30 protein-coding genes are annotated in these 17,673 nt (G+C 22.0%); 4 read left to right on the top strand and 26 right to left on the bottom strand.

Annotation, left to right across the window (positions count from 1 at the left end; translation table 4 throughout):
* Nucleotides 1–99: 99 nt before the first annotated feature.
* The 8 genes from AAHM89_RS04380 to AAHM89_RS04345 form a co-directional block, all read right to left on the bottom strand.
* The gene (locus tag AAHM89_RS04380) at nt 100–2,352 is read right to left on the bottom strand and encodes a RelA/SpoT family protein (protein WP_342267070.1); all 2,253 of its coding nucleotides are present in this window, start codon (nt 2,350–2,352) and stop codon (nt 100–102) included.
* 13 nt (nt 2,353–2,365) lie between these two features.
* The gene (locus AAHM89_RS04375) at nt 2,366–2,887 is read right to left on the bottom strand and encodes an adenine phosphoribosyltransferase (protein WP_342267069.1); all 522 of its coding nucleotides are present in this window, start codon (nt 2,885–2,887) and stop codon (nt 2,366–2,368) included.
* 9 nt (nt 2,888–2,896) lie between these two features.
* Nucleotides 2,897–6,061, bottom strand: coding sequence for a protein translocase subunit SecDF (gene secDF, locus AAHM89_RS04370; protein WP_342267068.1), 3,165 nt, complete (start codon nt 6,059–6,061; stop codon nt 2,897–2,899).
* A gap of 121 nt (nt 6,062–6,182) precedes the next feature.
* Nucleotides 6,183–6,401 (bottom strand): Holliday junction DNA helicase RuvB C-terminal domain-containing protein, encoded by a 219-nt coding sequence (locus AAHM89_RS04365; RefSeq protein ID WP_342267067.1) that lies wholly within the window; start codon nt 6,399–6,401, stop codon nt 6,183–6,185.
* A 7-nt stretch (nt 6,402–6,408) separates the two neighbouring features.
* Nucleotides 6,409–7,128, bottom strand: a complete 720-nt coding sequence (locus AAHM89_RS04360; RefSeq protein ID WP_342267066.1) for an AAA family ATPase — start codon at nt 7,126–7,128, stop codon at nt 6,409–6,411.
* Nucleotides 7,118–7,429 carry a hypothetical protein gene (locus AAHM89_RS04355; protein WP_342267297.1) on the bottom strand — a complete coding sequence of 104 codons (312 nt, stop codon included), beginning with the start codon at nt 7,427–7,429 and terminating at the stop codon, nt 7,118–7,120. Before AAHM89_RS04355 ends, AAHM89_RS04360 begins: the two co-directional genes overlap by 11 nt.
* 37 nt (nt 7,430–7,466) lie before the next feature.
* On the bottom strand, nt 7,467–8,408 hold the full coding sequence (locus tag AAHM89_RS04350; protein ID WP_342267065.1) for a hypothetical protein: 942 nt from the start codon (nt 8,406–8,408) through the stop codon (nt 7,467–7,469).
* 3 nt (nt 8,409–8,411) lie between these two features.
* Entirely contained in the window at nt 8,412–9,164 is a 753-nt protein-coding gene (locus tag AAHM89_RS04345; protein ID WP_342267064.1) for a hypothetical protein, read from the bottom strand.
* A 67-nt stretch (nt 9,165–9,231) separates the two neighbouring features.
* Here AAHM89_RS04345 and AAHM89_RS04340 point away from each other — a divergent pair, with 67 nt between their 5' ends.
* Together AAHM89_RS04340 and AAHM89_RS04335 are read left to right on the top strand one after the other, a co-directional pair.
* Nucleotides 9,232–9,654 (top strand): transposase family protein, encoded by a 423-nt coding sequence (locus AAHM89_RS04340; RefSeq protein ID WP_339045912.1) that lies wholly within the window; start codon nt 9,232–9,234, stop codon nt 9,652–9,654.
* A 23-nt stretch (nt 9,655–9,677) separates the two neighbouring features.
* Entirely contained in the window at nt 9,678–10,085 is a 408-nt protein-coding gene (locus AAHM89_RS04335) for a transposase family protein (protein WP_342267063.1), read from the top strand.
* 183 nt (nt 10,086–10,268) lie between these two features.
* Here AAHM89_RS04335 and AAHM89_RS04330 read toward each other — a convergent pair whose 3' ends face one another.
* The 13 genes from AAHM89_RS04330 to AAHM89_RS04270 form a co-directional block, all read right to left on the bottom strand.
* A complete protein-coding gene (locus tag AAHM89_RS04330) occupies nt 10,269–11,291 on the bottom strand; it encodes a hypothetical protein (RefSeq protein WP_342267062.1) in 1,023 nt (340 codons plus the stop codon).
* 14 nt (nt 11,292–11,305) lie between these two features.
* Nucleotides 11,306–11,671 carry a hypothetical protein gene (locus tag AAHM89_RS04325; RefSeq protein WP_342267061.1) on the bottom strand — a complete coding sequence of 122 codons (366 nt, stop codon included), beginning with the start codon at nt 11,669–11,671 and terminating at the stop codon, nt 11,306–11,308.
* Nucleotides 11,643–11,855, bottom strand: a complete 213-nt coding sequence (locus AAHM89_RS04320; protein ID WP_342267060.1) for a hypothetical protein — start codon at nt 11,853–11,855, stop codon at nt 11,643–11,645. The genes AAHM89_RS04325 and AAHM89_RS04320 overlap by 29 nt, the downstream gene beginning before the upstream one ends.
* Complete coding sequence (locus tag AAHM89_RS04315) at nt 11,795–12,004, bottom strand: hypothetical protein (protein ID WP_342267059.1); 210 nt, start codon at nt 12,002–12,004, stop codon at nt 11,795–11,797. Before AAHM89_RS04315 ends, AAHM89_RS04320 begins: the two co-directional genes overlap by 61 nt.
* A 196-nt stretch (nt 12,005–12,200) precedes the next feature.
* The gene (locus tag AAHM89_RS04310; protein WP_342267058.1) at nt 12,201–12,608 is read right to left on the bottom strand and encodes a transposase family protein; all 408 of its coding nucleotides are present in this window, start codon (nt 12,606–12,608) and stop codon (nt 12,201–12,203) included.
* 23 nt (nt 12,609–12,631) lie between these two features.
* Nucleotides 12,632–12,847: a hypothetical protein gene (locus AAHM89_RS04305; RefSeq protein ID WP_339047170.1), complete on the bottom strand. Its 216-nt coding sequence runs from the start codon at nt 12,845–12,847 to the stop codon at nt 12,632–12,634.
* Nucleotides 12,837–13,055: a hypothetical protein gene (locus AAHM89_RS04300; protein ID WP_339046964.1), complete on the bottom strand. Its 219-nt coding sequence runs from the start codon at nt 13,053–13,055 to the stop codon at nt 12,837–12,839. Before AAHM89_RS04300 ends, AAHM89_RS04305 begins: the two co-directional genes overlap by 11 nt.
* An 87-nt stretch (nt 13,056–13,142) precedes the next feature.
* The gene (locus AAHM89_RS04295) at nt 13,143–13,325 is read right to left on the bottom strand and encodes a hypothetical protein (protein WP_342267057.1); all 183 of its coding nucleotides are present in this window, start codon (nt 13,323–13,325) and stop codon (nt 13,143–13,145) included.
* A 39-nt stretch (nt 13,326–13,364) separates the two neighbouring features.
* Entirely contained in the window at nt 13,365–13,514 is a 150-nt protein-coding gene (locus tag AAHM89_RS04290; RefSeq protein ID WP_210368150.1) for a hypothetical protein, read from the bottom strand.
* A gap of 23 nt (nt 13,515–13,537) precedes the next feature.
* A complete protein-coding gene (locus AAHM89_RS04285) occupies nt 13,538–13,759 on the bottom strand; it encodes a hypothetical protein (RefSeq protein ID WP_342267056.1) in 222 nt (73 codons plus the stop codon).
* Nucleotides 13,752–13,910, bottom strand: coding sequence for a hypothetical protein (locus tag AAHM89_RS04280; protein WP_342266591.1), 159 nt, complete (start codon nt 13,908–13,910; stop codon nt 13,752–13,754). The genes AAHM89_RS04285 and AAHM89_RS04280 overlap by 8 nt, the downstream gene beginning before the upstream one ends.
* Nucleotides 13,911–13,926: 16 nt before the next feature.
* Nucleotides 13,927–14,751: a hypothetical protein gene (locus AAHM89_RS04275; RefSeq protein WP_342267055.1), complete on the bottom strand. Its 825-nt coding sequence runs from the start codon at nt 14,749–14,751 to the stop codon at nt 13,927–13,929.
* A gap of 128 nt (nt 14,752–14,879) precedes the next feature.
* Nucleotides 14,880–15,098 (bottom strand): hypothetical protein, encoded by a 219-nt coding sequence (locus AAHM89_RS04270; RefSeq protein ID WP_342267054.1) that lies wholly within the window; start codon nt 15,096–15,098, stop codon nt 14,880–14,882.
* A gap of 343 nt (nt 15,099–15,441) precedes the next feature.
* Between AAHM89_RS04270 and AAHM89_RS04265 the strand changes: the two genes are divergently transcribed.
* Both AAHM89_RS04265 and AAHM89_RS04260 read left to right on the top strand, forming a co-directional pair.
* Nucleotides 15,442–15,879 (top strand): transposase family protein, encoded by a 438-nt coding sequence (locus tag AAHM89_RS04265; RefSeq protein ID WP_342267053.1) that lies wholly within the window; start codon nt 15,442–15,444, stop codon nt 15,877–15,879.
* A 7-nt stretch (nt 15,880–15,886) separates the two neighbouring features.
* On the top strand, nt 15,887–16,294 hold the full coding sequence (locus AAHM89_RS04260; protein WP_342267052.1) for a transposase family protein: 408 nt from the start codon (nt 15,887–15,889) through the stop codon (nt 16,292–16,294).
* Between the two features lie 220 nt (nt 16,295–16,514).
* Here AAHM89_RS04260 and AAHM89_RS04255 read toward each other — a convergent pair whose 3' ends face one another.
* The 5 genes from AAHM89_RS04255 to AAHM89_RS04235 form a co-directional block, all read right to left on the bottom strand.
* Nucleotides 16,515–16,748 (bottom strand): hypothetical protein, encoded by a 234-nt coding sequence (locus AAHM89_RS04255; RefSeq protein WP_342267051.1) that lies wholly within the window; start codon nt 16,746–16,748, stop codon nt 16,515–16,517.
* Nucleotides 16,748–16,909, bottom strand: a complete 162-nt coding sequence (locus tag AAHM89_RS04250; RefSeq protein WP_342267050.1) for a hypothetical protein — start codon at nt 16,907–16,909, stop codon at nt 16,748–16,750. The genes AAHM89_RS04255 and AAHM89_RS04250 overlap by 1 nt, the downstream gene beginning before the upstream one ends.
* Before the next feature lie 68 nt (nt 16,910–16,977).
* Entirely contained in the window at nt 16,978–17,205 is a 228-nt protein-coding gene (locus tag AAHM89_RS04245) for a hypothetical protein (RefSeq protein WP_342267049.1), read from the bottom strand.
* A 2-nt stretch (nt 17,206–17,207) separates the two neighbouring features.
* On the bottom strand, nt 17,208–17,399 hold the full coding sequence (locus AAHM89_RS04240) for a hypothetical protein (RefSeq protein WP_342267048.1): 192 nt from the start codon (nt 17,397–17,399) through the stop codon (nt 17,208–17,210).
* Between the two features lie 80 nt (nt 17,400–17,479).
* The gene (locus tag AAHM89_RS04235; RefSeq protein ID WP_342267047.1) at nt 17,480–17,671 is read right to left on the bottom strand and encodes a hypothetical protein; all 192 of its coding nucleotides are present in this window, start codon (nt 17,669–17,671) and stop codon (nt 17,480–17,482) included.
* Nucleotides 17,672–17,673: the final 2 nt, after the last annotated feature.

Genomic DNA, 17,673 nt, shown 5'->3' with positions numbered 1-17,673 from the left:
TGTCATAAAATTAGTTAACCAATGTTTGCACCAACCACACTGTCTCTTAATGTTTACCCTAAATTTACTTTTAAATGCTGAAAATATTATACTAAAATATTACATAATTATTCTGTTTATTGCAATAATATCAGGAATTTTTTTAATTGATGAAATAATTTGATGTAAACGTTCAATATTAGAAACTTTAATTAAAATTTTTAAACTTCCATGATTTTCCTTAAGCTTATTATTAGCATCAATACTTTGAATTTGTGCCTTTAAATAGCCCAAAATATTTAAAACATCAGTCATCAATGCTGGTCGATCTAAATATTGAATTTGAATTTTTGAATTATAAAGATGATGACTGGTTGCTAATAAATTTCACTTAGTATCAATAATACGTTCTTTACGCTCTGGCAAACTAACATTAGGACAAATTAAACGATGAACTTTAATACCTTGCCCTTTAGTAATATAACCCGCAATTGGTTCATCAGGGATAGGTAAGCAACAATGAGCCAATGATGTTTTAGTATTGGGGGCATTTTCAATAATAATTTCATTATTACTACTTAAATTCATTGTTGTTTGTTGTTTAGTTTTTAATTCTTGAAATGTTACTGAATCACTATATAAAATAGTAGTAACCGCCTGTTCAATTGTATAAGTTCCATTAGCAACATCTAAGCAAAAATCTTCATACGTTTTATATTTTAATGATCTAATTCTTGACATAATAACATTACGTTTTGCAATTTTTCAACGAATGTGATTTTCAATAATATATTCTTCTATTTTTTCCTTTGTTTTTTTTATTTTCTCTTTGTTTTCTGTATCTTTAATTTTATTTTCTTGATTAAATTTTTCTTGCTGATTATTTAAATATTTTTTTATTTTATGTTGAGCAAAATTGGTCTTAACAATATTTAATCAATCACGAGAAGGGCGTGCAGTTTTAGCAGTTTTAATTTCAACAATATCACCTGATTTTAAAACAGTATTAATAGGAGAGTAAATACCATTTATTCTTGCACCTACTGTTGTTTCACCAATTTCAGTATGAACTTTAAAAGCAAAATCTAAAACAGTTGAACCAAATGGTAATGTTATAACATTACCATTTGGAGTTAATACATAAATTAAATCACTAAAAATATCTTGTCGAATTTCTTTTTCTAAATTATTATCTTTGGCAATATTATCTGCTAATATGTTTTCATCAACATTTGGATTTAAGTCATTTAAATTTAATATTTCTTGAAAAATATTTAATTTTTCATCAATTTCTGCTTGACGTTTCTTAGGATTTTTATTTTCCCCTTCTTTATATCTTCAATGCGAAGCTGCACCTGCTTCAGCAAAATCTTCCATTTCTTCAGTTCTAATTTGTAATTCATAAATTTCATTATCAAAAACAACAGATGTATGTAATGATTGATACATATTATTTTTTGGTGTTGCAATATAATCTTTAAATCTACCCGGAACAGGAGTAAAACTTTGATGAATATAACCCAAAATGGCATAACAACTATCAATAGAATTAGTAACAACTCTAATTGCTAAAATATCATGTATATCATCAAAATCTTTTCCAAAATAATACATTTTACGATAAATAGAATATAAGTGTTTACTACGACCATAAATTTTAAAAATTAAATTTTTATGTTGTGATAATGTTTTAGTTAATTCTTTAATAATTTCATTAACTAATTTTTCACGTTTTTCACGATCCAAATTAATAAGATTATCAATTTTTTTATACTCTTTAGGATGTAATACTGCAAAAGAACGATCTTCTAGTTCTGATTGTAATTTACGCATACCTAGACGATGAGCAATAGAAGCATAAACTTCTAAAGTTTCTTTAGCAATAATTATTTGTTTTTCGGGATTTAAAAAATTAATAGTTCTAATATTATGTAAACGATCTGCCATTTTAATAATAATGACACGAATATCATGAGCTAAACTTAAATATAATTTACGTAAATAATTAGCTTTAATTTCATTTCTTTTTTCTTTTGCAAAATGACTAACTTTAGTTACAGCTAAAACTAAATTAGCAACTTCCAAACCAAATTCTGCTACTAACTCATCAAAAGTTGTTGGTGTATCTTCTAAAATATCATGTAAAAATCCTGCTTGTATTGAAGAGACATCTAAATGTCATAATACTAAATTATATGCTGTTGATAAAACATGATAAACATAAGGATCACCATTCTTTCGATATTGATCTTTATGTTTTAATAATGCATATTCATAAGCTACTTTAATTTTTATAATTTGCTTAGGATCTTTGATAAATGTTTTTGCTTCCGCTAATAATTGGTTAAAATCTTTACAAGTTAAATTATTCATTATTTACTACTTATTAAAACTGAATTATTTCTAACAGCGGAATATTATCAAAATGATGTTTATTAGCAAATTCAGAAAGCGAAATTAAAGTAGCAATGCCAACTGATTGAGCATTACTTTGTTTTATTAAATTAAGACAAGCATTAATTGTTCCCGAAGTTGCAATCAAATCATCAATTATTACTACTTTATCTTTTGTTGAAAGTACATTTTGCTGCATTTCTAATATAGCAGTACCGTACTCTAAATAATAAGTTACTTTATAGGTTTTACCTGGTAATTTACCTTTTTTGCGGGCAAGAACTAATTTGATACCCAACTTATATGCTATAGCAGCACCAAAAATAAATCCTCTTGCTTCAGGTGCTAAAATTGCTGTTGCTCCACATTTTTTAATAAAATCTACAAAAATATTAACAACACTTTGAAATGCTTCTGGATTACTTAATATTGGGTTAATATCTTTAAATTGGATACCTTTAATTGGAAAATCAGGAATATTAATAATAATTTTTTTTAATGATTCTTTTGTCATTGCAACCACCTATTCATTAATACCTTTAATAACATATTCATCTGCACCAATGAAATGTTTTTTAATTTTATTAATACGTTTTTTATATCTATAAACTCTTCATTTCTCAAAATAAATTCAAATAAAAGGAGCAATAAAGTAAGATGATACTAAACTTACTATACAACCTATTAATAATGATAAACTAACTATTCAGAAACTAGGAATAATAAACATAACAATTACTGATGTTATTAATACTACACCATTAATAACTAATGTTCTTGGTAAAGCCTTTTGAACACTTTTATTTGAAATTTCAATTATTTCTTCTGTGCTAATAACTTGTGTTTGATTATTATTAATCTTAATTTCACGAATATTATCAAAAATTGACATAATACTAATTATTGTTAAAATCATTACTCCCAATAATATTCCAACAATTGAAGTAGAAATTACAATTTGGAAAATACTAATAATAGCAAGTGTCATTAGTAAACTAAAAATAATAGCTAAAATTAAAGGAATAACATAAGTTAATTGAAATCTAATAATAATATAAATTAAAATAACAATAAAAGATAAAGCAATTGAAATAATCATATTAACTAATAAATCTACACCTGACTTAGCAACAACTAGATCAATTTCTCCTCATTGTAAAATAGATTCTTGTTTTCAATTTCTAGTAATCTCCCCTAAAAAATTCTTAAACCTTTGCTGCATACTTTGAGAATTTACTGTTGTTTGAACAATAATTTTAAACTGATATGGTTTTCCTTCACCACCAGCAATTAAGGAAAAATTAATATTTTTAAAATATTTACTAAATTGACTATTATTTTGAATTTCTTTACTAATAAAATCTTTTGCTAATTCTGCTTCTTTAATAATATTGTAACTAGGATCACTTGGATCTTGAGTAATTGTACCCATTCCAACAAAATCAGTTCGTTGATCAAAACCAGAACCAAAATTAGAACCAATTACACCATAAGTAATACCTGAAGCAAGAACAATAACAGCAGAGCCTGAAAGAATTCATTTTGTTAATTTATGAAAATAATTTCAGTTACTTATTTTAAGTTTTGAAAAAACATTTTTAAAATTAACTAATATTTTTTTGTCTTTTGCTTTAACTATTTGAATTTTTAACGGTTTTAATGCATTAATTAATTCTTGTTTCAATTTATTAATTTCTTGTGAAAGATTTAATTTTAAATCTTTTACTTTTGACTTATAAACTGATCTTGATTTACTATGTTCTTTTTTTAATTGCTGCTTATCAACTTTAAATTTTTTAATTAATTCTTTAACTTTATTTTTATAACTAATTTGAATCTGATATTTTTCTGAAATTAATTGTTTTTTTATTTTTTTATCACTACTTTTAATATTATTTGTATCTATTGAATTATTTAAAACTATAGTGCTTTTTCTACTAATATTATTAGTTCCTAAAAGTTGAGGTTTATTTTCTAACCAGTTATTTCGTAATAATGTTCATAACATTAATCTTAATAAGATAATTCCAAAAATAATTACACCAAAAGTAGCAATAGAAGTCATAATAATAAAACCTTTGATAGCACGAGTTCCAAATCAGAAAATAGTTAAATTAACAATTAAAATAATAGCGCTACAATCTAATGAAGAAGATAATGTTTTCTTATTTGCTGATTTAAAAGCACTAATGAAAGTTTTACCTTGCATATATTCATTTTTAAAACGTTCCAACAAATTAATAATCGTATCTAATAATAGTGCAAAACCAATAATTAAAGCAATTACGCTTTCAGGAGCAATTATGCCATTAATGAAAACAAAACTAACAATAGTAAATAATAAAAATAATGATATTATAATTAGAACAATAACTCCTAACATACGATAATAAAACAGAACAATAGTCATAAGAACAAAGGTAACTAATATAATAATAACAACTGCAATTTTTAAAGATGTTGCACCTAGCGTTGGACTAACATTAGCATAAGATAACATAGTAAAATTATTTTTTGACAATCCTGATGTTAAAACACTTTTCATTTGTTCAACTGTTTCAAGATTAAAAGTATCTGAATTAATTGAAATACTATTGTTAGTTACTTTAACTTCACCAACTCAATATGGAATATAACGATAATCAATAACATCTTCATGTAAAATATCTGAAACATCTGGTAAACGTAATAAATCTTTAATATAAGGCAATCATGCATTCATAGGTGAACCAACAATAGGAGAAGCAAAAGGATCAAAGCGATTAGCAGGATCATATGTATTTTTTTCATCATTAGTATCAACAGAAAGACTATGAACTGAACCTAAATTATCAGAATAAATTCAATTAATACCAAATTGACCATTTTGATTAGGATTTAATAGTCGTGCTAAAGTAGGGTCTTGTGCTTTAGCTCTAGCTAAAATATCAGTACCTTTACCAAGACCTGGTGTATTATTATCTAATAATGATGTTAATGATGCTTTAATCTTACCATCAGTATCATTTTTAAGATTATCAATTATAAAAGCAAGGGAGCGAATACCCTCCATACTACTTCGAATATAATCTAATAACTGACCAATATCTGAATAAATATAAAATGTATTTTCTTTGGCAGAAGTAAGTTCTTTTAAAACTGAATCATTTTTAACATCAAAAACAAGTTCTGGGCGATGAGTAACAGAATTATTAACAGCTTTAATAGCAGAAAAAACATCACTAGTTAATAATCTTTTATCTCTTTTTGTTCAAGTAGTAGCTTTGTCATCTTTCTTTTCGGTTGCTAATAAGTCATTACCATCTTTATCAACAATATAAGAATAACCACGTCGTGATACACTGTGAACAAAAGTAGAAATATCAACTCCCGCATCTTTACTCAACGCTAAATTATACTTATTATTATTATTGCTAGTAATGCTTTCAATATAAACGTTACTAGTACCTAAAGGGTCAACTCTGTCTTTTAATAAATTAATAACATCTTTTTGTTTACCTTTACCCTCATATTGAACTTGTGTTTGATAACCACCAGCAAACTCAATACTTAATTTACTATTATTTTCAACATATTTAGCACTAAACACTACTGAAATTATTATTGCAGAAACAATAATTATTAAACTAAAAATCCTTAAAAAAAATCCAAGATTTTTAGTTTTTCTTGTCCTAGAAGAAGTGTTCATATTTCTTCACTCCTAAATCATTTTATTTGTATAAACATAGATTGTATATTATTTAAGCACTATATAAGAATACCAACATTCGTTATAAATAACAATTGTTTTACAGTAATATCAAAAATAATTATTTTCTAAATAAAATTATATTATTATTAATATACTCTTTACCAATAATTGTTATTTTACGACCCTTAGTTGTCTTAGTAATTAAACCACAATGAATAAGTCAAGGTTCATAATGAATTTCAAGATTTTTTCTTTCTTCATTCAAAAGTTGACAAATAGTTTCAATACTCAAACTTTTATCTAAATTTACATTATTAAACAATGCTAAATATGCCAATTGTAAACTATTTAAACCTAAAGGATAAATTTGCAAAAAAAAATAAAATTTGCAAAATATTAGTTTCATTTAAATCTACATTCATAACAACACAATAATTATACAATTGTTTAATGATGTTAATAATGAGTCGCGGAATATTACGACAATGATTAGCAATAATATTTATTATATTATTTTCTAATTTTCAATTTAAACTCAAAGAAACTTGTGAAATAATACTTTTAATATCCTGATAATTATAATCAGATAATTGTAAAATATTAGGAATACGACTTATCAACGCTTTAGTTAACATTCCTACTTTATTAGTAGCACCAATAAATGTAAAAGAGGGTAAATTAATTTTAACAATTTTATTATTATAATCTTTACCAATCATAATATTAATAAAATTACCTTCTAATGCAGAATATAATACTTCTAATATTTCATAGTTAACAACATGAATTTCATCAATAAAAACTATATCAGATTGTTTGATATTTGCTAAAATACTAATAATATCGCTAGTTTTATTAATGCTTGTTCCTTCTAAACTATGAAAATTTACTTGCAATTCTTCTGCTATTAATCATGCAATAGTTGTTTTTCCAATACCAGGAGGACCAATTAATAAAATATGACTTAAAGCAATATTTTGAATTTTACTACCTTTGATTAAAATTAGAATACATTCAATAACATTATTTTGTCCAACAAAATTATTAAAACTACTAATACCCATATTTTATTTCCTTAATAGCTAATGCAATAATTTCTTCAACTTCCAAATCTCAATTAATATTTCTTAATAAAAAATTATTAATTACTATTGAACTAAAACCTAATTTTAATAATGTATCAAATACTAAATCTGATTTTTCATTTTGACTAGTTGTTAAATTACTTACTACTTTAATATGATTACTAAAATAATTAATAATATTATTAGCAATTTTATGAGTTATACCTTTACACTGTTGCAATATCTTATAATCTTGTTTGCTTATAGCCAACTTAATACTATCAAGTGATAGTTGATTTAATAATCTTAAAGCAGTTTTTGGTCCAATATTACTAATATTATCAAGTTAATAATGAAATATTTTCATTATTAATTTTTTTTCATAAAGGACTAGTTTCAATATTAAATCAATTATTTTTAATATCAAGGATATCATCTCTATTTTTAAATATATAATTTGAAATTTGATTTATAGTATTTTCATTTGTAGTAATTCGTTTTTGTTGTTTAGCAGAAAAATCACAAGTTGGTGCATGCGTATAATCACCAATTTGTGGATTATTTTGTAATGCTTCGGGGGGTAATGTACCAATTTCATCAGGTCAATCTAAAATCATTGTTTCAGTTTCTTTATCATAATCAGTTGCAACATAACCTTTATTAATAAATTTACTAACAGGACCTCTATATATTTCATTTTCATTATCATCAACTAAATCATCATATAATTTAATTTGTTTTGATAATGTAAATTCTTTTTGTTGTTCAATTAATTCATCAACTTGATTTCTAGTATAAAATGCTTTTAAGTCAATTTTTTCAACATCTATTTCATCATCATTATAACTTGAAAATATTTGTTTTAATTCTGTTAATCTTGCTCATATTTTCATTCTACTAGGTGCTAAATCTCAAACATTAATTGTAGGAGTACTATTTGCACTAAATTGAGTACCATTATTAAATTGAATAGTAGCAGCAACATTAAATTCAATTGGTGTACGATTAAATACTCAATGTTCAACCATAACATAAACCATATCTCTTAATGTTTCTTTAATTAATTCATCTTTAAAACTATCAAAAGGAAATTTAGATAAAATAAAATCAAGATAAGCATTAATATCATTTTGCGCGCGAATAGCAAAAGTTTTAAATCAATCATTAACATTAGGTCATGTTTGTATATACTGCTGTGGTGTTTCTGTAATTGTTCCAGTTAATGGATATCAGTTATTATAATTTTCAAGACTGACATCAGTTCAAAGTTTATTAATCATAATTTATCATTCCTTAAAAAATGCTTTTTTATAATGATGAGTATGTTTTTTTGTTTTTTTATGTGTTATATGTTCAATTTCTTTTTGTATTTTATTTTTACCTTTTTTTAATTTTTTCTTACTTTTTGCTATAACTTGACTATATGCAAACTTTTCTAAATGATGTAATAATCCAGTACCAAATAAAGTATTTACTGAAAATTTTAAACCAACATTTTTAAATGATTTGTTAATATTTTCAATAGGATTATTAATAACATTTACTACTTTATGATAAGTTCTAATAGTTCTAAATATTTCTCTATATACTTTAAAACTATCTCTAATTACTTGTTGTACCACTGGTGGAGCAAATGCTATTGCTTTTAATCATTTATTACTATTTACCCCATAACCAATGTATCAACCACTATATCAACGATATCAATGAAATGGATGTATTTGAGTAACAAAAGTTTTTGCTTTAAGAATACTATCAACAACTGTAATTGGTTTATATTTAGGATTGCGATGATAAATAGTAATTGCACATTTATCTAATGACAAAGGTTGAATTTTACAACCCATAAATACTGGTGAATTTAATGGAATTAATTGTGCATGTTTAATTGCTCTTTTTTCTGCACTAGTAAATAAATCAGTTGCTTTTTCTTTTAATTTATTAATTTTTTCAAATACTTGTTTTTCTAATTTTTCAAATTTTTCTTGTAATTTATATATAAGACATATTCCGTAATTATTTTTTTGAAAAATCAAGTAATAATTTTAAAATTTATTTTATAATTTTGTTATTAACAATAAATTTAGAAAAGTGTTGATAAAAATGATTTTTGAAAATTTAAAAAAATTAAAAAATGAAGAATTTTACAGATATTTTGGTATAAAACGTTTTCATTTTAATGAAATGTTAGAAAAATTAATTGAAATAGAAAAATTAGAAAAAAATAAAGGTCGAAAAAATAAACTTTCAGTAGAAGAAAGATTAATGATGACTTTATTATACTGAAAAGAATATTATACTTTTTTTCAAATGAGTATTAAATCTAAAATGAGCCCATCAAGTTGTTTTCGAAATATTACTTGAGTAGAAAATAAACTTAGTAACCACAAAGATTACCAATTTTTAAAAGAAAGATATAAATTAAAAATTGATAAAAAACAAGAAAATTCAAATGAATTTCAATTTTATTTAATTGATTCAACTGAGATTGAAATTGAAAGACCAACTAAAAAAAACTACAGTTAGAATATTTTTCTGGTAAAAGTTGAATGTATTCTATAAAATTTCAAATTGTATATGATTTTTTTAATAAAAAAATTGTTGATATTTTTGCTGATAATGGTAAAGTGCATGATTTTCAAATATTAAAAAATTCAAATCTTGAATTTTCAGAAAAAACAATAATTATTGGTGATTTAGGATATCAAGATATACAAAATATTTATAAAAATACAATAATACCAATTAAAAGAACTAAAAATAAAAAATTAACTAAACAAGAAAGAAAATACAATAAGATTGTATCTAAAATTAGAATTAAAGTTGAACATGTCTTTGCTTGATTGAAAAGATTCAAAATTTTAGTAAATAAATGTAGAAAATCTAAATTTAGACTTATGTACTTAAGATTTAACTTACTTTGTGAAATTTTTAATAAAATAAAACCATTAAAATAAAAAAAATATTAAAAATATTTTTTTAAAATTTAAATTTTTATCGAGTTAATATAAAAATATTATTAACAATTTTTTGTTTAAAATGTAAACTCATTTTTTAAACTATTTTTTCAAAAAATATTTATTTCTATATTCAATAACACTAAATAGTTTTAAAACAATTTTATTGACAATTAATTAAATTTAATTACGGAATATGTCTATACTTTCTCGTAATTTTTCAAAATATGGTGTTTCTTTTCAAAATTTATTTAAACCTTTTTTTAAATAAAATCTAATATCAAAATATTTAAAAGTTTGATTTGCTTTTAAAACAAGTTGATGAATAACATTATTTTTAAAAGCAAATTTAATAGCATTAGCACGAATTTTTTGTAAATCTAAAATTAAAGTTTTTCCATATCTATTTTCTGTATGTATTGTATGAACTAAATTTAATCAATCATGTTGATTCATAGATAGTACTTTTTTTAAATCAGTATTAAATTTTTTTAAAAAGTTATTTGCTTTTTCGATATCATTAATTTTAAATTTAGGAGTTAATTGTGGACTTAATTTTATTAATGTATTTTGTAATAATAAGTGTTCCATTAATTTTTCTGTTTCTAATTTTTGAAAATTATTCTTATATTGTCTTTCAGCAACATAACCTAAATCTCGTAATACTGTTTCACGATTAGGAGTAAAACTATAATTCATTAAATAACGTTTATTACCAATAATTTTATCTGTTAAAATTTCTTTTCCACTTACTTGACTAATAATTTCTTGTAAGTTTTTTGCTTCTTTAATACCAACTTGTTCTAATGTTTTAGTTTTTTGTGCTAACTTAATAAATTTAGTTGTACGATAACCACGACTAATTTTATTAAGTCCAGCAAATGCTGGTAATATATTAAAAAAAGTATTTAATGGTGTTACATTTCCTTTTAAATAATCATAAACTTGATTAATAGTAAAATCAGTTAAAAATTCTACACCAACAGCACTAATACTAGCAATTAAATCACTTGCACCTAATCCAAGTGCTATACTTTCACTTAATCCACCAGTAAAAGGAGCAAGTGCTACTGCTATAACTTGTACACCAATCATTTCTAAAATTTCTCATCAAAAACTTTTATTTTCTTGTTGGTTACTTGTTCTAGTATGTTTTGGTTTATTTATGTTTAAAAGTATTGCTGTACTAGTTGTACCAATTGGCATGATATTAATTTCCTTTATTTAAGAGTTATTTTAATTGGATTTGTTGTTCCTTTATAATTTAAATCATTAACATTTGAAGAAATAACTATATATAAGTCACCTGCTTTTTGTTTTTGATTACTTACATTAGTTTTTCCTTGTGCATCACTAAAATATTTAATAGTTGGATTTGTTAAATTTGGATTTAATGATTTAAGTTCATTAATACTTTTTATTTGTGTATTTAATTCATTGTTATTGTTATTAACATTTGCAGTAATATTTGTTGTTAAAACTGTAATTTTAGTTTTTAAATCAGTTTTTTCTGTTTTAATAACTCCACATAACATTCATCTTGATGTTGTTTCATTATTAGAAATTATATGGTATTGCTTCTCCAACAACTTCACCAGCAACTTTATATGCTCTTCCTGCTTTATCATCTTTAATAAAATCTACATAAATAACTGTATTTTCTATCATGTATCTTTTCATCGCTCTTGGTGTTGCTAAAATAAAGGTCATTAATTGTTGTTCATTTTTATCATTAGTAAAATCATATAGTCATCAAGAACGATTTCACATAATACACCTTTTACATATAAATTATTTCCATTTAAACGTAATTGTTGTGCCAACTGATTATCGGTAATTAAACCTTTATTATCAGCTAAATAAACTAAACTATCATAAAGACCATTAGTAATAAAAAATTTACTATTTGCAATGGACATATTCCGTAATTAAATTTAATTAATTGTCAATAAAATTGTTTTAAAACTATTTAGTGTTATTGAATATAGAAATAAATATTTTTTGAAAAAATAGTTTAAAAAATGAGTTTACATTTTAAACAAAAAATTGTTAATAATATTTTTATATTAACTCGATAAAAATTTAAATTTTAAAAAAATATTTTTAATATTTTTTTTATTTTAATGGTTTTATTTTATTAAAAATTTCACAAAGTAAGTTAAATCTTAAGTACATAAGTCTAAATTTAGATTTTCTACATTTATTTACTAAAATTTTGAATCTTTTCAATCAAACAAAGACATGTTCAACTTTAATTCTAATTTTAGATACAATCTTATTGTATTTTCTTTCTTGTTTAGTTAATTTTTTATTTTTAGTTCTTTTAATTGGTATTATTGTATTTTTATAAATATTTTGTATACCTTGATATCCTAAATCACCAATAATTATTGTTTTTTCTGAAAATTCAAGATTTGAATTTTTTAATATTTGAAAATCATGCACTTTACCATTATCAGCAAAAATATCAACAATTTTTTTATTAAAAAAATCATATACAATTTGAAATTTTATAGAATACATTCAACTTTTACCAGAAAAATATTCTAACTGTAGTTTTTTTTAGTTGGTCTTTCAATTTCAATCTCAGTTGAATCAATTAAATAAAATTGAAATTCATTTGAATTTTCTTGTTTTTTATCAATTTTTAATTTATATCTTTCTTTTAAAAATTGGTAATCTTTGTGGTTACTAAGTTTATTTTCTACTCAAGTAATATTTCGAAAACAACTTGATGGGCTCATTTTAGATTTAATACTCATTTGAAAAAAAAGTATAATATTCTTTTCAGTATAATAAAGTCATCATTAATCTTTCTTCTACTGAAAGTTTATTTTTTCGACCTTTATTTTTTTCTAATTTTTCTATTTCAATTAATTTTTCTAACATTTCATTAAAATGAAAACGTTTTATACCAAAATATCTGTAAAATTCTTCATTTTTTAATTTTTTTAAATTTTCAAAAATCATTTTTATCAACACTTTTCTAAATTTATTGTTAATAACAAAATTATAAAATAAATTTTAAAATTATTAATTGACTTTTAAAAAATTTAATTACGGAATATGTCTTTTAACTAATTGTGGCATTTCACTTATTAGTTTTTTATAATCATTAACAGCATTTTCTAATGTATTGATATCAGAAAATTTAAAACAATTATCAATATGTAAATCAAAATCTCTATCAATACTGATATCTTGTTTTCTATATTTTTCATTAAATTCAATTTTTGTCATATTATTTTTCTCCTTTATTAATCTTTTCATTTAATTTTGCTAATTTTTTTGATGTTTTATAATTTTGTTATTTGCTCTAACATGTTTTGGAGTTGTGATAAATCTTTTTAATAAAACAATAATTTCTCTGCAAATTAATGTTCCAACACTTGTTCCAATAATTATTAATTCATGTAAAAATTCTTTCATTTGAATATTTTCCTTTCAACTATTTATTTTCCTATTTCATTTTTAAAAATAAATTCAATAATATTATCAATTTTTTTATTTAATTTATTACTTAATTCATGTTGTTTTGGAGTTGCAATACCTTCATATCTATTAACTAATTTATTTCTTAAATCTAATGCTTCATTTAATCTTTCATAACCAAATTTAAGCGTTTTTTCTTTTTCTTTTATAATTTTTAAATCTTTTTCCATATCTTTATTCATCAAATTCACCTTTATTAATTCTTTCAATCATACATTTTGCATCCATTAAAAGATTTGCAATTAAACGTTCATTCAATCGTATGTCTTCTAAATCTTTTTCATGTTGTTTTAATTTATCATTGTAATATTCAATTAATTTTTCTTTATTCATAAATTATTCACCTCCTTTATAAACTCATGTGATTATGATCTCAATTTAATGAAGTATTATCATGATTTAATGGTACTTCACTCATATTATCACTACCATATTGACTAGTTGTTTCACTATTAATAGTAAATCTATTGTCATTTATTAATCTTCTTGTTTCATTATTAAATGGTGTTTCTTGCATTTCTTGAATATGATTTGTAGTTTCAATAGGTAATAAATTATGGATTATTTCACTTGCACCAGCAACTATGGTAGGTACTGCATAAGCATTCATAAAATCATTATTAATACCCATAGCAACCCCACTTGATATTAAACAACCACCAGTTGCCATATTACATATTTTTCTTATTGCTTCAAATTTATTAGGTATTAACTCAGTTAATCCACTAATAAGATTTGAAATACCATAAGTATTTAATGAAATATAAGTATCTCAATCCATTAATGACTGATTTTCTTGCTTATTTAATAGTAATCATGGCGGACCTTCTGTTGTAGTTGTAGTAGTTATTGGAATTGGTGTTGTTGGAATAATAGGATTAATATTATTTTCTGTTCATTTACTATAATTTGCTAAACCAATTGTTCCTAATCCTAATGCTATTTTTTTAGAACTATTAATTAATTTAGTTTTAGTATTTGGTCTTTGATTTAAATTTCAAATATCTAAACCTAATTTTTTACCAAATAATAAACTATTAATTGAACCTAATATTGGATTAGCAATTACTTGACCATAATAAGCACTTGTACCAATCATTGCACAAATAGGACTTATACCAATTCTAATTAATTTGGTTAAAGTATAATTTGATTGTGTATTTTCGTTTGGCATTTTAATCTCCTTTATTTGCTTTTAACATTTCTCTTACAATATCTAATAAAGTATTTACTTGATAATCATATAATTCAAATTCATGAATTCTAATTTTAATTTTTTCTTTATAATCCATTTTTTCTCCTTTAATTTTCTAATTTTTTAATTGTTACTTTAATTCAACCTTGATAAACATCATTATCACCAACTATTAATGCAACATTACTTTCGGGGTCAGAAACAATTATGTGTTTGGATTTAACATTAGGGTATTGTCTTAAAATAATTGCTCTAATATCATTACTTGTATGAATTGCTTTTGGAAATGGTGATAATATTTCAATTTCATCTTTATTTTCAAACAAAGGACATATTCCGTAATTAAATTTAATTAATTGTCAATAAAATTGTTTTAAAACTATTTAGTGTTATTGAATATAGAAATAAATATTTTTTGAAAAAATAGTTTAAAAAATGAGTTTACATTTTAAACAAAAAATTGTTAATAATATTTTTATATTAACTCGATAAAAATTTAAATTTTAAAAAAATATTTTTAATATTTTTTTTATTTTAATGGTTTTATTTTATTAAAAATTTCACAAAAGACATATTCCGTAATTAAATTTTTTAAAAGTCAATTAATAATTTTAAAATTTATTTTATAATTTTGTTATTAACAATAAATTTAGAAAAGTGTTGATAAAAATGATTTTTGAAAATTTAAAAAAATTAAAAAATGAAGAATTTTACAGATATTTTGGTATAAAACGTTTTCATTTTAATGAAATGTTAGAAAAATTAATTGAAATAGAAAAATTAGAAAAAAATAAAGGTCGAAAAAATAAACTTTCAGTAGAAGAAAGATTAATGATGACTTTATTATACTGAAAAGAATATTATACTTTTTTTCAAATGAGTATTAAATCTAAAATGAGCCCATCAAGTTGTTTTCAAAATATTACTTGAGTAGAAAATAAACTTAGTAACCACAAAGATTACCAATTTTTAAAAGAAAGATATAAATTAAAAATTGATAAAAAACAAGAAAATTCAAATGAATTTCAATTTTATTTAATTGATTCAACTGAGATTGAAATTGAAAGACCAACTAAAAAAACTACAGTTAGAATATTTTTCTGGTAAAAGTTGAATGTATTCTATAAAATTTCAAATTGTATATGATTTTTTTAATAAAAAAATTGTTGATATTTTTGCTAATAATGGTAAAGTGCATGATTTTCAAATATTAAAAAATTCAAATCTTGAATTTTCAGAAAAAACAATAATTATTGGTGATTTAGGATATCAAGGTATACAAAATATTTATAAAAATACAATAATACCAATTAAAAGAACTAAAAATAAAAAATTAACTAAACAAGAAAGAAAATACAATAAGATTGTATCTAAAATTAGAATTAAAGTTGAACATGTCTTTGCTTGATTGAAAAGATTCAAAATTTTAGTAAATAAATGTAGAAAATCTAAATTTAGACTTATGTACTTAAGATTTAACTTACTTTGTGAAATTTTTAATAAAATAAAACCATTAAAATAAAAAAAATATTAAAAATATTTTTTTAAAATTTAAATTTTTATCGAGTAATATAAAAATATTATTAACAATTTTTTGTTTAAAATGTAAACTCATTTTTTAAACTATTTTTTCAAAAAATATTTATTTCTATATTCAATAACACTAAATAGTTTTAAAACAATTTTATTGACAATTAATTAAATTTAATTACGGAATATGTCTAAAGTAGGTAATATAATCATTAATCAAAGTCTCCTTTATTAATATAAATCTGAAGATCAAATAAAACACTTTCTTTTCCTATTTTAAATAAATTACTAGAATTAGATTCTTTATTTTCTTTTAGAGTTGTTATAATAAAATTAATTAATTTTTCTTTATTAATACAATTTTTATGTGTTGATTTATCTTCTTTAATACTTTCAATTTTACCTATTTCATTATTTTCTCATTGTAATAATTCTTCCTTAGTCATTATTTATTCTCCTTATTTTTAATTTGATTAGCAATTTCACTTAATATTTTTAATACTTTATATTCATTTTTTAATTCTTTAATAATAAATATTAAAAATATTATTAGTGTTATACTTGTTATTAATATTGGTACTATTAATAAAATTTTTCATAATATCATTTTTTACTCTTTTCATTTTTTAAATCATTTAACATTAATTGAACAAAATGCACGATTTTTAGGAATATTTAAAGTATTAAAATTTGACCAGTTACTATAATTTCATCATTTTTGTTTAATAAAATACAGTGTCTATAAAGTTTTGGGTTGTTAAAAATTAAAGTAACATAGTTTAAACCATTTCACTGACCTCGAACACTATAATATAATTCTTTATTACCTTTTTCGTAATATTTTGCTTCAATAGTGTTACTAAGTTTTACTGTTAATTTGACATAATTTGCTTTATCTTTCATTTTTATAATTTCCTTAAATAATTATCAAAAATTAATATTTTTTTATGATTTTTTAAATAATATTGAATATGCTTATAAGCATCTTGTTCATGTTTTGTTAATTTTATATTTCCTTTATAATTTGTTATTTTATTTTTATTTTTTGGGTGGTTTTCTAGATAATCTCAGTTAAAAACATCTTGCACTAATACCATTAATGCATCAATAATTTTAGGTGTTGATAATGGATTAGTTAATAATTGTTTTGAACTTAAAAAGAAATTTTCTACAATAACTAATATTTTTTTATCAATAAATTTTTTTTAATTAATTGCAATTTTTCTTTATACATATTTTTAGTTCATAAAACAGTTAATGTATTAAATGTTTCATTAAAAACAATATTATTAGTTTCACTTGAATATATAACCATTCCATTATTACCAATTCCAGCAGGGTCAATCCCAATAATTAAGTCATATTGCATTA

This window comes from Spiroplasma endosymbiont of Villa modesta, assembly GCF_964030925.1.
In the GTDB taxonomy this organism is placed as follows: Bacteria; Bacillota_I; Bacilli_A; order Mycoplasmatales; family VBWQ01; genus Spiroplasma_E.
This window is presented reverse-complemented; position numbering and strand designations above follow the sequence as displayed.